This is a genomic window from Parabacteroides faecalis, from assembly GCF_022809355.1.
In the GTDB taxonomy this organism is placed as follows: domain Bacteria; phylum Bacteroidota; class Bacteroidia; order Bacteroidales; family Tannerellaceae; genus Parabacteroides; species Parabacteroides faecalis.
Genome location: NZ_JAKZMM010000001.1, coordinates 91717 through 107702, shown reverse-complemented (window position 1 = coordinate 107702; position 15986 = coordinate 91717). Strand labels below are relative to the sequence as shown.

The 15986-nt window shown below is 39.1% G+C and carries 16 protein-coding genes; all 16 read right to left on the bottom strand.

Annotated elements, in window-relative coordinates:
- Positions 1-5: 5 nt before the first annotated feature.
- Positions 6-2204, bottom strand: a complete 2199-nt coding sequence (locus MUN53_RS00455; protein ID WP_243322934.1) for a Kelch repeat-containing protein — start codon at positions 2202-2204, stop codon at positions 6-8.
- 18 nt (positions 2205-2222) lie between these two features.
- Positions 2223-3167, bottom strand: coding sequence for a hypothetical protein (locus tag MUN53_RS00450; RefSeq protein ID WP_243322933.1), 945 nt, complete (start codon positions 3165-3167; stop codon positions 2223-2225).
- Between the two features lie 18 nt (positions 3168-3185).
- Complete coding sequence (locus MUN53_RS00445; protein ID WP_243322931.1) at positions 3186-5057, bottom strand: serine/threonine protein kinase; 1872 nt, start codon at positions 5055-5057, stop codon at positions 3186-3188.
- Positions 5058-5103: 46 nt separating this feature from the next.
- Entirely contained in the window at positions 5104-5907 is an 804-nt protein-coding gene (locus tag MUN53_RS00440; protein ID WP_243322929.1) for a PP2C family protein-serine/threonine phosphatase, read from the bottom strand.
- A 12-nt stretch (positions 5908-5919) separates the two neighbouring features.
- On the bottom strand, positions 5920-6432 hold the full coding sequence (locus MUN53_RS00435; RefSeq protein WP_243322928.1) for an FHA domain-containing protein: 513 nt from the start codon (positions 6430-6432) through the stop codon (positions 5920-5922).
- Positions 6429-6680: a hypothetical protein gene (locus tag MUN53_RS00430; protein WP_022457248.1), complete on the bottom strand. Its 252-nt coding sequence runs from the start codon at positions 6678-6680 to the stop codon at positions 6429-6431. Before MUN53_RS00430 ends, MUN53_RS00435 begins: the two co-directional genes overlap by 4 nt.
- Positions 6681-6820: 140 nt before the next feature.
- Complete coding sequence (locus MUN53_RS00425; RefSeq protein ID WP_243322926.1) at positions 6821-7477, bottom strand: FHA domain-containing protein; 657 nt, start codon at positions 7475-7477, stop codon at positions 6821-6823.
- Positions 7474-7872: a LytTR family DNA-binding domain-containing protein gene (locus MUN53_RS00420; RefSeq protein WP_022457246.1), complete on the bottom strand. Its 399-nt coding sequence runs from the start codon at positions 7870-7872 to the stop codon at positions 7474-7476. The genes MUN53_RS00425 and MUN53_RS00420 overlap by 4 nt, the downstream gene beginning before the upstream one ends.
- 236 nt (positions 7873-8108) lie before the next feature.
- Complete coding sequence (locus MUN53_RS00415) at positions 8109-9221, bottom strand: universal stress protein (protein ID WP_243322924.1); 1113 nt, start codon at positions 9219-9221, stop codon at positions 8109-8111.
- Positions 9222-9424: 203 nt separating this feature from the next.
- Positions 9425-9697 (bottom strand): hypothetical protein, encoded by a 273-nt coding sequence (locus MUN53_RS00410; RefSeq protein ID WP_022457244.1) that lies wholly within the window; start codon positions 9695-9697, stop codon positions 9425-9427.
- A 197-nt stretch (positions 9698-9894) separates the two neighbouring features.
- Positions 9895-10596 (bottom strand): phosphatase PAP2 family protein, encoded by a 702-nt coding sequence (locus MUN53_RS00405; RefSeq protein WP_243322922.1) that lies wholly within the window; start codon positions 10594-10596, stop codon positions 9895-9897.
- A gap of 3 nt (positions 10597-10599) precedes the next feature.
- The gene (locus MUN53_RS00400; RefSeq protein WP_394803014.1) at positions 10600-11367 is read right to left on the bottom strand and encodes a tetratricopeptide repeat protein; all 768 of its coding nucleotides are present in this window, start codon (positions 11365-11367) and stop codon (positions 10600-10602) included.
- 5 nt (positions 11368-11372) lie between these two features.
- Positions 11373-13181: a BatD family protein gene (locus MUN53_RS00395; RefSeq protein WP_243322920.1), complete on the bottom strand. Its 1809-nt coding sequence runs from the start codon at positions 13179-13181 to the stop codon at positions 11373-11375.
- Between the two features lie 29 nt (positions 13182-13210).
- Positions 13211-13954: a tetratricopeptide repeat protein gene (locus MUN53_RS00390; RefSeq protein ID WP_022457240.1), complete on the bottom strand. Its 744-nt coding sequence runs from the start codon at positions 13952-13954 to the stop codon at positions 13211-13213.
- A 12-nt stretch (positions 13955-13966) separates the two neighbouring features.
- Positions 13967-14986: a vWA domain-containing protein gene (locus tag MUN53_RS00385; protein ID WP_022457239.1), complete on the bottom strand. Its 1020-nt coding sequence runs from the start codon at positions 14984-14986 to the stop codon at positions 13967-13969.
- A gap of 12 nt (positions 14987-14998) precedes the next feature.
- On the bottom strand, positions 14999-15985 hold the full coding sequence (locus tag MUN53_RS00380) for a vWA domain-containing protein (protein WP_022457238.1): 987 nt from the start codon (positions 15983-15985) through the stop codon (positions 14999-15001).
- Position 15986: the final 1 nt, after the last annotated feature.

Genomic DNA, 15986 nt, shown 5'->3' with positions numbered 1-15986 from the left:
AATAATCAATTATCCCATTGCGGATCATATTTAATGAATGTTTTAGAACCTGTTGTTATACCTATATAAATATAGGAGTTCATAGAGAACATAAACAGACTGTTCAGATTATCCGTAGAAAATGTTGAAACAAACGATGTATTCTTCTTTGTCCACGCATCATTTGTTGGATCATAGACCCACATACTTAAATTTGTATCCAAAGCATATAATTTGCCTCCAACATTTGTTCCACAAATAATACCTTGAGCTTCCGTCGGACAAGAAGCTTTTTCTTTCCATGACAACATATCAGATGATGCAGAAGACCATAAGCGTTTACTATAAGATACTCCAGAAAGTCCGGTTCCTGTCATTCCTAAACCAACATACACTGTTTCATTGATTTCTTCAACGACGCTTCCCAATTGTTTTTCGGGGAATGTACCTACTTCGGTCCAAGATTCTGTCCAACCACTAAACTTCAAAATCTTAGAATTAATCGTATCATTGGCACTTCCTCCAAAATAGTAGGCATCATTATCTATGGAAATTCCGGCAGCATCATAAAGATAAATTGGAGAGTCATTCTGTCCTAATATTTTCCATTCATTACGTTGAACCGAATAATAATAAAAAGCATTAGACACCGCATCCTGATCATCCTTTCCTCCCAAACTTAAAATAGAAAAACTATTTAGAGGGAAAAAGGCTGAGCCTTTCACACCAACCTTTGCAGAGGCTTTATTTTGCCATGTATCCGTTTCCCAATTATATGCATATAATTCCTTCGAACGGGTTCCACCCAAATCTCCACCAAAAACATAACCAACTCCGTTACTAACACAAGAAGATGCTTCTGTTACATTTTCTCCAGCGTATTTTGCTAATGTTTCAATGATATTGGGTGTTTTGACCTCTCTTGTTTCTCCATAGGAAGTGACGGCTGCATTCGTAGCATAAGCACGAACATAATAGGTATTTCCGCCCTTCAGTCCCGTTATTACTCCAGAGATCAAACTGTCTCCTTGATAAACTGATAGTTTATTATCTGCAATTGTAGGTTCTGTTTTAGTAGACCAACAGAATCCTGCATCAATAATATCACTTTCTCCTTTATCCTGGATAATACCGCTCACAGAAACCGAACCTGCAGATAAATCAGTCTCTTTAATATCAGTAGTAGTTACTGTTGGCGCTTGACTTTTCACAATTAATACAATAGGATCGCCTGCACTATAAGAAATTCCAAAAGAATTTTCTGCAAATGCACGAACATAATACCGTGTCTGCTGTTTTAAACCTTCCAGCTTTCCTGTGATTACTGAATCTTTCTGTAACTCACAAGCTACTTTATTATCATCTAATGATGGAATCTCATTCACATCGCTGTAACAGAACCCACAAGCTTTAACATCTGAATCTCCTTGCGATTTCAGGATAGCTGTAAAGTCTGCTGAAGTATAATCCTTAGACAACATTCTAAAGGATGAAAATACTGGCTTCCCATCAGTTGTCTTTACTGTTTGCCAATCTCCTACAAAACGACCGAATGTGTTTTTAACGTATGCCCGGATATAATATGTTGTAAGAGGTTTCAGATCTGTAATTTCCAAATAGAAAGAATCCGTTTCCATCGTACAAGGATATTCATGAGCATTCTCATCCTCTTTTTGGGTAGTTAAGAGAACTCCTCTTTCTTCAATATCACCTTCTCCTGCATCTACAATCTTTCCACCACAGATGATGCTGGTAGCCTTTATGTCTTTCTCGATTGGGAGTAATGTTCGGACCACTCCAAGTCCATTTGTTGTAGAGACTAATAACTCATCTCCATAACTAGTACCCTTTATATTCGTAGCATACGGACGAATGTAATATTCTTGATCACTCTCTAAAGAAATGGCAGTGGCTGAAAACTTCCCGAGGCCTCTACCAGAAATTACTGTATCGCCAGCTTCTATTGTCGGATTGGATTCTGTTCCCCAACAAACGCCATAACTCTCAACAGGAGCACCGTTTGCACTTAAAACTTCTCCTTCTATAGTTATTGTTGTCGCAGTTTTTTGTATGTCATATCCTTCTTCAACTCCCGTTAGCAAAATAACTTCAGGAGCAGAAGCATTTCGGATGTCTGTTGACATTTCTGGATCTTCAACACAGCTTGTAACGATAAGACTGCTCGTGCCTATGAGTAATAAAATATAGCGTAAATATTTATTCATATCTCATCCTTTCTTATCTTAAAAGAAAACTCCCGCGCCAGCATTTAAGTCAACATATTTAAAGTTGATTGTACTACAGCCTGCACTAATAAAAATTCTACCAAACTTTAGCATCATATCCCAATCGGCAGCAACACCAGCTTTCGATGCGTCTAAATGTTTTGCCCATGCAGCATCTTCTTCTTTTGCTGTCTGATAATCTACTACTCGGTATTCATATAATAAAGATCGAGATCCATAGCCTAGACCCACAGACGTATAGAGCCAGTCTGTGCATTTAATTACTATACCGGCAGTTATCGCATAACTGTTCTTTTTCTTATTCCCGGTAAAATAATAACTCTGATCAGACGAAAAATCTATAATTTCTCCTCCATTTCTATCGGAACATTTTGTGGTATATTTGTCAAATCCCATATTGGTCTTAAACCGGGCATACCAACCCACATGTTTTTTCATTCCTCCTATTGTTAAACCATAAGGTGCTTCTATTGAATAATGATAACCAACGAACAGGCTCATAGGCTGTTTGTCTTTTTCTAGCTGTTCTGCAGTATAAGGAATATATTCAACAGGTCTTCTAGCTTCAGCCAGTTTCTCCGTCCAATAACGTGCTAATTCTTCATTAGCCGGAGCTCCAATACCTTTTTCATAATATAGAATTAACTGATGCATTGCGGTTGTATCTTGTTCTGTTCCCCGTACATTTAAACAGTTCAGACACTTATTCATCAAACTACGCATTGATGGTCTCATTCGCTCATTGATTAACCATATTTCCGTTAGTTTGTCAATACTATAAGCATCACAATAGGATACACCTTCTTCAAACCACATTTTTGCATCCCGATAATCTTTTCTTTTCAAGGCTTCGTCTCCCTTTCGATTATATTCTGTCTGCTGTTGAGCCAAAGCAGACAAGGGAAACAAAATAAATACTATCAAGACTCTTATTAATTTCATATAATTAAAATCCTATTATCAATAATAAGTTGCACCTTTAGTAATTATTGAACCATCAGAAGCATATATGTCATACAAATTGTCTTCACGTTCAAAAGCTCTACCTTTATCAGCTTTTCCTACGCTCAGGTATTTACAGGGAATACGTTCTTGCCCATCATTGTCAATTGCACCATATCGATTGTTTGATTTTTTTCTTACAATCGTATAACGTCCAAATGGCATTTTCTCTTCATACTGAGCTTTTCTTTCTGTAATATGCTGTTCTTCTATCTTTTCATCACAAGCAATAAGTAAACGCATAACTTCTTCTGTGATCATCTGATCTTTTGCAAGAGTAAAGTCATTCTTCGCACCAGTATAGTCTTTTGCATTCATCTTTTCTTTTCCGGATGCAAGCAACCGATTGTAAAAAGACTGAACCTGCTCTTTAGAAGGTGGAGATATCGTAATATTTTGATCTTCCGTTGTCTTCTTATCGATAGCTGGTTTGTCATTTTCTGTTTTAGGAGAAGAGGATACTTGTTCGGTACCAGTTGACTTCTTAGGTGTACTTACAGGCTTTTGAACAGGTTCTTGCTTCTCTACTTTTACTGTGGTTGTCTCAACATTCTTTTTAGGAACTGATGTTTGAGATGTTTCATTTTGTTTCTTTATAGAATCAACTAAAGATACATTTGCCACGACTTCTTCTTCATTTCCCTTAATGAGCGACTGATCCACGATTTGTTTGGGCGGATTCTTTTTCTCTTCATAATAATATAATCCAGCAGCACTTCCTGCAACCAGCAAGAGAACACTTGTCGTCACAGCAACCATGCTATGAGATGATTTTTTTTCTTTTACTTTCTGAACTAGCTCTTCATCTGTTGCGTTCAGTAAAGTTTCTTCCTGGTCATCCTTCGGAGAAGAAGAATATAGCAAAGTTGTTTCTTCATCCCCTTCGCTGGCCAAGAGATCCTGTGGAGTTGATACATCTAGTTTTTTATAATCAGATCCACCTAATGCATTCATCATTTCTTCAACAGACTGATATCTGTTAGCCGGAATAATTTCCATAGCTTTCAAAATGACTTGCTCGGTTTGCTCTGATATAGCCGGATTCAATTCCCGAGGTCTAGCTAACGGACGCGTGGCCCTTAAAATTGATTCAGTCGGAATTTTACCTGTCAGTAAATTATACATGGTAGCACCAAGAGAATAAATATCCGGGCAAGGAGAAAAAGACTGGATTCCCTCATTATCATATTGCTCTATTGAAGCAAATCCCTTCGATAGTGTCAACATGGTTGTACTGGTTTCCTGTTCTCCTACATCGTATCGTTTACTTACCCCAAAATCAATCAAACGGGCATTATTATCCTTGTCTATTAAAATATTGCTCGGCTTAATATCTAGGTGAAGTATATTCTTTTGATGCACAAATTGCAAGGCTTCTCCAATTTGATGAATGTATCGAAGTACTTCAGCCTCAGGCAACATTCCTTCCTTAGCCAATTTATCTTTCAGAGAATTACCGGCAATATACTCCATCGCAATGTAAGCCGTATTATTTTCCTCAAAGACTTCCAGAACATTTACAATATATGGATGGTGTACTTCCGAGAGAATCTTCGCTTCCTTGATCAGCTTCTCCTTGAATTTATCAAATAAAAGCTTTCCTGTATCTGAATGGACTTTTACTCGAAAAGAATAAGCATCACGGACACAATAATCCTTAAAGAAATATTCCTTGATACATACAGGTACCTCTGTTCTCATTGCACCTAAAGAACCTTTTACCTCTGTATGCCATATTCCTTTATATGTTATCCCAAAGCCGCCTTGACCTATAACTTGCTTGAGCTTATATTTCCCTTTTTGAAGTAAATATCCGTTTGGCAAATTCATAAAACAACATTCAAAACATTTGTTTTAATTGCCAAAATTAAAACATTTACATAAAAGAATAAAGGAAAGAGAGAAAATTTTGCTTTAAACTTTCTGTTTTCACTACAGATTCGACGGGTAATAGATAGAAGGAAAAATTGTCTCGACTTTTCTGCAAACATTTTTCCACTAATATTTCTTTGTAATTCTCTAAAGGACAACGAGTCGAGAAAAGAGATTCTAATTCTTCATCTGTAAAACTTTCCACAACGCCATCCGAACAAAGTAAGAATATGTCTCCGGCTTGTACGTCTGTTATTATGGAGACTTCAGCTTCTGTTGGACGTTTTTTCCCTTGAATAGCCCGTAGAATTACATTTTTCTTAGGATGATTGATCGCTTCTTCTTGCGTTATTAGACCTAATTTAAGCCAGGAATTGACCAAAGAATGATCTTCTGTCCGATATAGTATTTTACCTTTGCGCAAATGATAGATTCTGCTATCTCCGATATGTGCTATTAATACTGCAGAAGGCATTATATAAGCCAAAGCCAATGTCGTTGCCATGCCAATGGCTTCCGGATAATCGCTTGTATAAGTATCAAAGCAGGTTTCAACATACTGTACAGCTTTATTTACAAAATCAACATCAGGATCACCTTTCAGGAAAGTACAGAAAAAAGAATTTATAACGTCGCAAGCCATTGAACTAGCCACCTCTCCCCGACTAGCTCCTCCCACTCCGTCACATACCATATACAAACGATCAGCAGAAGAAACAATTTCAGATAACGGAAAAATTGAATCTTCATTATTACCACGTCTCCCTTTATCACTTACAGCCAAAGGTTTTCCCAATGTTATATTCATAGCCTTCCAGAATTAATAGTTAAAACGCAGTATCGTATGGCCTATTATGATTTCATCATCGTCATTCAACACTACTTTTTCGCCAGTCTCTAGATAATTGCTATTATATAACGTATGATTCTTGCTATTATTATCTGAAAGGTAATGTTTATAGCCTCCATGTTCATCTTTTTTTACTTCTATCCGGATATGCTCGCGACTCATGGATCTATCGGCTGTTTCTATCTTGATATTTGCCCCGGATGCAGAAGATTTACGGCCTATAATATATTCTCCTTCCACTAAAGGAAAATGTTGTTCCGGCGTGTTTGCATCGGGTAATACCGTTAATCGTCCGACATGCTGAATGACCGGGTGAACAAGTATCGTTTCGGCATCTTCAGCATTACTTTGTCCGGACGTAACTAAGGATACGGGTATAGCTTTCTTGCAATTAGGACATTTGAAAGAAGTAATACCGAGGGGAAGTTTCCCCTCGTCTACTTTCAAACCTACCTGACAATGTGGGCATTTAATCGAAATCATAAGATAAATGATATATCAGAACCATCTACATCAATCGATATAAAATCAGACACATCGTCTGAATCAGGCATTACCACAGAATCATCTGATAATGTGATAAAGTCTGTACCATCTACCGGTACATCATCAAGCATCACTGCATCCAGGATGCCATCGTTTCCATCTACATCCACTACCACGGCATCAGAGAGCAACGGAGCATCCTCTTCATTGTCAATGGTAACGAATGTATAATCATTCTCATGCATAATACTATCCCTTCCTCATTAAATTTATTATTTTATCCCAACGCAAAAATAATAAAAGGGATAATTATTCTGATTAATAATTATCCCATATAATCTAACGTTCAGGTTTTATGTACGAAAGGCATAGTTTCCTTATCCAACTACTCTTCTACCCATTTTGCCTGGCAGGAAGAAACCAGACAATGTTTCTTATTCCGAAGGGATTCCCATGGAATATCACCCAAAAAGGTTCCGCATTTCGGACAAACATAATCAATCTTAAACTGGTTGGTCAGATCTTGTAATTGCTGGGGTATTTTAGCGGACTGACGTGCGCCCAAATAAATTCCTCCAACAGGAGCCAAGACCGTTAGCAATAAACTCCCGATTACCCAGCCCTGGTTACTATCGCCCGTCACACTTATTATTAAACCAATGATTCCCGGCAATGCAAATGGCAACGACTGAAACAATCGAGTCTTGAACTGATTGGATGATTGTATTCTGACTTTCTCACGTGTATAATCGTCATATACTTTTTTCAGGGCTTTAAATTCAGTACTATAATCATTCTTACTCTTCAGTACTGCCAGAAAATCCAGTTGATATTCTTTACCAAGCCGGATATCATCCGTTGGAGTCACTCGTTTTCTGGCAATTTGTGCCCCGTTAACGAATGTTCCGTTCGACGATTCCAGATCTTCCAAGAACCAGCAATCCTGTTCGCCTGAAACCAGTCGTGCATGATGCCGACTCACCTGAGGATGATCAATGATGTAATCATTATCTTGTGCTTTCCCGATTGTAATCACCGTCATGACAATACATCTCCTTTAGTTTCTTCCAATCCTTTCTCCACTTCTTTTTCCAGCGCCTCTTTAAGCTGCTTCAGCGGATCTTTAGAAATAACTAATTCTCTTGGTTTTCCTTCTTGTGTCAATAATAACAACTTCTGCTTCGGTAGATTAATCTGTAAAATATGTGTTTTATTTATAATATGACTTTTACCTACTCTCACCAGCATATCATTACTACCTGAAACCTGTTTTTCCAAGAGTTCTTCTATCTTTCCGATATTGATAGCAAATGTAAATTGGATACCATTTGATAACAATAATTTCGTATAGTTTCTATCCGCTTCAAAATACAAGATTTGGCCAATTTTAATACGAAGCAGCTCATCTCTCGTCTTTATCATTAAATATCGATCCATTGCTTCTTACTCTTTTTCGGTTTATGTAAAACAAATGTACGAATTATTTTTAAATTAACGTCTTTTCTTGATAAATCTATTTTGGTCCTGACTTTTCTTTCAATAAAAACATCTGTACCGGAACAACCAGATACAGATGTTTCTTTTTTATAGGATATTTCAAAATCCAAACATACGAGAATCGATTTCAAAATATACGAGAATCAAAAACAAAACTCCCGAGTTTTAGATCGGTTTTATGCATGCATTACCAACAGAGGTGTATCTGTATGGAATAACATACGTTTCGCTATACTTGGATTCAAAATACGGGACAATATATTCCGTTTATATGTTGTCAATGCGATTAAATCGATCTGTTTGTCGCGTACAAACTTTTCAATAGCCAAGAGTAAATCTCCGTCATCAAGAACGGTATGCGTAATATTGGCATCTTTGTATTGACGTTTGAAATACTCATGAACTCCCGTCAAGCGAATTTCGTTCCATTCATCCCGACTGGTTGAGATATTAAACAGATGTATATGCACATCGTATCCTTTTATTACTTCCATAAAGCGATCGAAGGCAACCAAATCCCGTTGACTGAAAGATGTGGCAAAGGCGATGTTTTTTACATTACTCAAATCCGTGAAAGGAACATTTTCCGGGATAGCCAATACCGGAGCCTTATTCATTTCGATCACTTCTCCCGTAACACTACCAATCAGATCAATATCTTTCTGATCCTTTCCGCGAGTTCCCATTACGATCAGATCCGGACGATATTCTTTTCCATAAGCGATGATTTCCTCTTCTGGCAGACCTTCACGTAACGTATAATCATATTTAACGGATGGCAGCTTGCCTTCCTTCATCATTTCGTCGATGGTTGTACAAATTGTTCCCATATCCTGTTGTACCCTCTCCAACATCTGCCGGGTACTTTCTTCGTTAGCCTGATAAGCCATCGTGTCGCCCAAAGGAATAGCTGACGGGAAATAAGGGCTGAAATAAGCATGCATAATCATAACTTCAGCATCAGCTTTCGCTGCATAGTGAATGGCTATTTCGCACGCCTTCAGCGAATAGTCCGAGAAATCAACCGGAACCAAGATTCTTTTTCCCGTATTCGTTATTTCCTTTTCTGCTTCAGCCGGTGATTCAAGCCATTTACTGTCTTCAATGATACGCAAAGCATGAGGTAAATCACTTTCTTTAATTCTCACTCGCACACCTGCCGATATAACGGGTTGTATTTGATTCACATTATGAATATACACCTCTATACCTTCCGACTCAAGAATCATCTTGAGCATTTGGGCCTTTTCAAAAGTATGAATAGCCAATGTTACTAATTTATCTTCCATACTCATAGTTATTAAAAGTGATTACTAATAAATAATTGAACGCTTCCATCTCTGCTTTTCCGCTTATTTTCCCAATAAATAGCAACTTGATCTCAGATACGGGTTCATTCAATCGGTCTGTTTGAAAACTACGAATCCCAAGGTAAGTTTCTTATAACAGTTTATTACCTTGGGATTTGTGCCAATAAGAAGAAAGCGTTTAGTTACGCTTCTGGTGCCGCAGCCTCATGGCTTTCTGCCAAAATCTGCATGGCACGATCAAAAATTGTTGTATCATCAAGTACTACCAAACCACCGTCTGGTCCTGGTTCAATATGAACACCACAGCTTTTTCCATCTTGGAAATTCTGTCCACCAAAGTAATTACGTACTGTTTCTACAGAAAGACCCAGTTCGTCTGCAATACGATGTGTTGAACCATCAGGTAAGCTATCTTTAATCTTACGAAGTTCGTTAAATGTGATTGTCTTAGGCATGATTATTAGTTTTAAAAGTTACACTTTGGTTAATTATTATACCGCTAACTTATACATTTTGCTTGTAAAAGCCAAATTATTTGGCGAAAACTTGGTAATAAAAATGTATGTTTAACGACATAAAAATGTAATATCTTTCTTATGGTATTACATATCAAACAAATAGAATGTAGCCATTAAACAATACCTATTATCATTTAGCGGATAAAGGAAATTAATACACCCGAAAAACACAATAAGAATACAAACATCAACCATACTGCGATTGTGATGGCCTGTACTCTTTTCCCTTGATACATATATGACGGATCAGAAAGGAACGGACAAACGGATGCACTCAGGAAATGATAACGCGCCCACATATATATATGGTAAGCTACAAATCCGAAAAGAAGTCCCGACAACATCCCCGGAATAATATCCGAAATAAAGTGTACTCCTAAATAAATTCGGGTATAGGCATTGATTGTTGCCCAGATAAACAGTGTTATGCCCAGTAGTTTGTTCCGAAGAAGTAATGTCATGAACATGGCAAAACCGAAAGCATTGGCTGCATGACTGGAAATAAAGCCATATCTTCCTCCCCGATAATCAAAGACAGTCTTTACAGCATCCATAAAATCCGGATGGTGAGTCGGGCGAAAACGATGGAACAACGGTTTGCAAATACCGGATGCAAATTGGTCACACAAAGTGATTGTCAAGGCAATTCCCAAGAGAATAAAAAGTACCTCTTTCCAGTTTTTCTTGTAAGCCAAGACAAGTATAATAAAAACGGCTAACGGCAGCCAAACTGCCTTACCCGAATAAAGCCACATGACTTCGTCCCAATAAGGCGTATGACAGCCGTTAAGCGTCAGGAACAGATCTCGTTCCCATACTAAGATTTGTTCTAACATGTTTTAAATCTTTTCGATGTCTTTGCTTGGCATCCAGCCAACATTTCCATCTTCCAGTTCGACTTCACTCCATTCTCCTAAAGTACTCTTGACGGCAACTTTAGTTCCTTCATGCAAGACTACTAAATCCGTACCACTCACATCTGGTGAGCTTTTCACTGTTGTACTGGCCGCAAAGACAATTGCTTCCTGGCGATTTTCCAATTCATTTTTCTGGCTGAATCCAAAAATATTGGAAAAGACAACGATCAGTAACAGGACTAAGGCTGCATAAAAGCCTAATTGTTTGAAACGTCTGATCTTTGAGAAGAAAAAGACAACCAAACAGATGATGAACAGCAGAAAACAGATAATACCTACCGTTCCCCATGTATCGGCACTTGCGAGATCTCGAATGGCATTAAACCAATCTGTCAAGAAGAAGTGTCCAATAGGCTCTATCTTATCAACAGCTCTGCCTTTGGCCATTTGCAAGTTAAAACGAATGTCCTTGTCTCCCGGCTGCAGAAGCAAAGCGCGTTCATAATTCAGAATTGCCGGCGCTATTTGTCCATTCTTATAATAGGCATTTCCTAAATTATAGTAGATGGCAGCCGACTCACCGTTATTCTTCAACAGACCTTCGTACAGCTGAATTGCCGTTGCATAATCTTCTTTGGTATATGCTACTTCGGCTTCTTTGATGGAAGCATCTTGTGCAAATACCGGCCAAACCAAACACTGGATCAGAATAACCAGCCATAATGTTTTAATATATGATCTTGTTCTCATCTTCATTACTTTTTAATGGTATTTTCCATCTTACCAATTGCATCAACTGTCTGGGCATATAATTTGTCCATTGCCTCAGATCCTTGTGACGGAGCGTAACGGGCAAATTCGCAAGTATTCAGAATGTCCATGAATTCTTTCGTCAATGTTTCGTCAACACCGTATTTCGACAATTCCACCTCGACATTATCTTTCGTCAGTTCTGCTTGCGGTATATTCAGCTTGTCACTCAGATATCCCCATAATGCACGTAATACTTCTTCGTAGAATTCTTCTTTCTTGTTTTCCTGAAGTAATTTTCCGGCATTCTTCAAACGTTTCACGGCAATCTTGTTTGCTTTCTTGGTTCGTACACGTGCCAGATCTGAGTTTTCCTTGATTTGTTTTCTGTAAACAATAAAGAAGACAATAAACAGAATCAACGGAACGACATAGGCCATGAAGTACAAGAAAGAACCCAAGAACAAATCATCCCGATTATTGATGAAATGTATTCCTTTTGTTTTCAGGAAGCGAATGTCTTGTCCTAAATATTTGACAGACTCTTTGTTTGCGAAGTTGGAAACAGCCGGAGCTGTTGAAGAACCTTCTTCTCCTTTTTCTACATGAAGCTTGAAAGCATTTGAAGCAAGTGTTTTGTAGGTATTCGACTTCGTATCAAAATACGAGAACTGAATGGCCGGAATCTCAAAATCTCCACTATACCGCGGAATAGCCATATATTCAATCGTCTTACTTCCAGAAACACCGGCCGTTGTTGTTTTCGTATCCGATTCGACTTTCGAATCATAGATATCAAAGTCATTCGGGAATGCTACTTCCGGATTCTTGACCAATTTCAAGTTTCCGTTTCCTGAAATCTTGACTTTTATAGTCACAGCTTCGTTGGCTTTCACATGATCTGTATTGATATCTGCAGTCATAGTAAAATCACCTACTGCTCCCGAGAATGATGCAGGCTTGCCAGAAGGTAATGGCTTGACATTGATCGTAGCGGGCTGAGAAACCAATTCTTTATTGACATCCCGATAGGTATCAAAGAAATCATCAAAGATACTACGAGCCTTCTGAGGCGTAGAAATACGAATCACAGCATCGTATGTACCTTTCCCAATCGTTAACTGTCCCGAACGCTGGGGATATAATACGACCTGACGCAAATCAACCGTAAAGTAATTCCGGTCTTTATATCGATCTTGTACCCACTGTTTATTTGGCAAATCTATTTCTTGTGCCAGAAATCCTTCAAATTCCGGGAATTTTGCACCATTCAGTGTACATGGACGAGCTGCATATAACTTGAAGGTTACCAAGAATCCTTCCTGTTCATATACATCCCGATCCGAAACAATCATGCGGACAAAGAAATCATCATTACTGATTGTCGTTGAAGATGCATTGGCTGCCGCGTTCGACTTTCCTGATTTGTCGGGAGGAAGAACCTTAATGGTCAAACCATTGGAAGTATAGGTAGCATTCTTCACCTTAATTGTAGCCGGAGCGATCGTGAAAGTACCTTCCTTTTTCGGCATCAATATATAGGTATAACTAACAGTTGTCTGACTGGAGCTTTTTCCATTTATCCAACTATTGCTATAAGATGTCGATTGCGAAGGTCCCATCAATACTTCGAAGTCCGGCATTTCCTGTACTCTCAAATCTTTTCCTTCCGCATTTACCACAAACGTCAGACGAAACTGCTCTCCCATCACTACCGACTGAGGAGCAGAAGCCTTGAATGATACCTGATCATCCGCCTTGATCGTCCAACCAAGTGTCGTCAGCAGAAAGAACAAGAAAAAACACTTTCTCATTATTCCTGTAGTTTTATTATTTAGCTTCATTACCATTGTTTTTCCGTTTTACGACGTTGCTGTTGCTGCTGCTGGGCTTTCTTTACTTTCTCCTGCGTATCTTTTTCATCCTGCAAGAAAGCATCCAACATCTGTTGTGCATTGTCCTGACTCATCTGTTCGTTCTGTTGTTGTTCTTCCTGAGTCTTGTTCTGCTTCTGATCATCAGGCTTCTGCTGTTGTTGCTGTTGCTGCTGATCCTTGTTTTCTTTATCTTCTTGTTTTTCCTCGTTTTTCTGGTCTTGACTTTGATCCTCATTCTGCTGGTCGCTTAGTAGCTTTTGGGCCAAAGCCAAATTATAACGGGTTTCATCATCTTTCGGATTCAAACGCAACGACTGCTTATAGGCTTCCACACTCTGGGCATAATCTTTTCCTTTCATGCTGATGTTACCCATGTTGTGATAAATCTCAGCCAGACGGGCCTTCCCTTCCGGAGTTTCCTTCATCTTGGCTTCCTGTCCGGCCAATAACTGATATTGTTCGGCTGCCTCTTTCAGTTTATCCTGCTTGTATAGTGAATTACCCAAGTTGTAAGTTCCTTCGATAGAACGAGGATTCACATCCAAGCTTTTTCGATAAGCGACTTCCGCCTCCGTGTACTTTTCTGTCTTATACAACTCATTGCCTTCGCGTACATGTTTCCGCTCTGCTTTCTGGGCAAATGCTGAAGACAACATATTTCCCGAAAGCAGCACCGCAACACATACTATGGATTTCCGTATCAATTTCATTTCACTAAAGATTTAAGAGAACAACTTTATTTTCTTGAAGATCCGGTTCTTTCTGTCGAGTGTCAATACGTCACCGATCAGAAGAATCAAAGCGATCCATGCCAGAATCTGAAATTGCTCGTCGTATTCGGAATAGACTTTGCTGTCCATTTCCGTTTTATTCATCTTCTCTATCTCTTTCTCTAAGGCACGTAATGCCGAATTGGTATTATCAGCCCGCACATACATTCCATTACCGGCAGCAGCAATCTCCTGACACATCTGTTCATTCAACTTCGTGATGACTACATTTCCTGCATTGTCTTTCATGTAATTGTTTGCACTTCCCATAGGAATCGGAGCACCTTTCGGATCACCAATACCAACGATATTTACATGAATACCTTTGTCGGAAGCCATCTTGGCCGCACCAACGGCATCATCTTCGTGGTTCTCACCATCGGTAATCACGATGATCGCCTTATCGGATGTTTCATTCGGTGTAAATGAACGGGCAGCCAGATTAATGGCGGCACCAATCGCCGTTCCTTGTGTTGAAATCATTTCCGGACTGATAGACGACAAGAACATTTTAGCCGATATGTAGTCGGATGTAATAGGCAACTGTGTAAAGGCGTCACCTGCAAAGACAATCATACCTACTTTGTCATTAGAAAGTCCGTCAGTCAACTTAGCCAACATTTGTTTAGCCTTTGCCAATCGGCTGGGAGCTACATCTTCTGATAACATGGAGTTCGAAACGTCCAGACAGACCATGATTTCGACTCCCTGACGTTTGACGGTTTCCAGCTTGGAACCAAACTGCGGACCCGCAATAACAAATATCATCAAGGCAATAGCTGCAAACGAAAGCCAAAACTTCAAATGTTGGCGTTTGGGCGATACATCCGGCATAAGTTCTACCAATAACGCCGGATTACCATATCGCTTTACTGCTCTCCGCTTTTGAATAACGGCATAGATATAGAATACTATCAACGCCGGTAATATCAGCAGCAGATATAAAAATTCCGGATTTGCAAAACGAAACATATCTTTCTGTTTTTATGGAATATTTCTTAACACTGTATTTCTCAACAAAACTTCAATCAGCAACAAGGCAAATACCAGCAAAGCCCAGTTCTTGTATTCTTCCTGTTTCTTGCTGAATTCCTGAACACTGATTTTCGTCTTTTCCAACTGATCGATCTCCGAATAGATTTCCTTCAGGCTTGAATTGTCCGTTGCACGGAAATATTGTCCGCCTGTCGTAGATGCGATTTGTTTTAATACTTGCTCATCGATCTCAACCGGTACATTCTGATATTGTACACCAAAGGCTGTCGGAATCGGATAAGGAGCTTCTCCTTGCGTACCTACACCAATGGTATAAACACGGATACCGAATGTTTTGGCAATCTCTGCCGCCGTTACCGGAGCAATCTCACCGGTATTGTTTACACCATCCGTCAGCAGGATGATCACTTTTGACTTTGCCTGACTGTCTTTGATACGACTTACGGCATTCGCCAAGCCTAATCCGATGGCTGTACCATCCTGGATAATGCCCGGTTGTATATCTTTAAACAGATTCAACAAAACTCCGTGATCAATGGTTAACGGGCATTGTGTAAAACTTTCCGCAGCAAAAACAACCAGACCAATATTATCATTCTGGCGTCCGTTGATGAACGATGCCGCTACATCCTTAGCCGCTTCCAGACGATTCGGCTTCAAATCTTCTGCCAACATACTGGTTGAAATATCCATTGCCATCACAATATCAATACCTTCCGTAGAAGAATTCTGCCAGCTGTTGGTTGATTGCGGACGAGCCAGTACGACTATCAACAAGGCTATGGCCAACATACGCAAAACAAATGGCAGATGTCGCATATAAACTTTCCAGGATGACGTTCCCGGCAATTGGAAAGCTTCAGACGAAGAGACCTGCAAACTAGCCTGACTCTTATGTAACTTGTAGATGTACCAGCCAATCAACGGGACTAATAGCAACAACAAATATAAATATGTAGGATTTGCAAATACCATC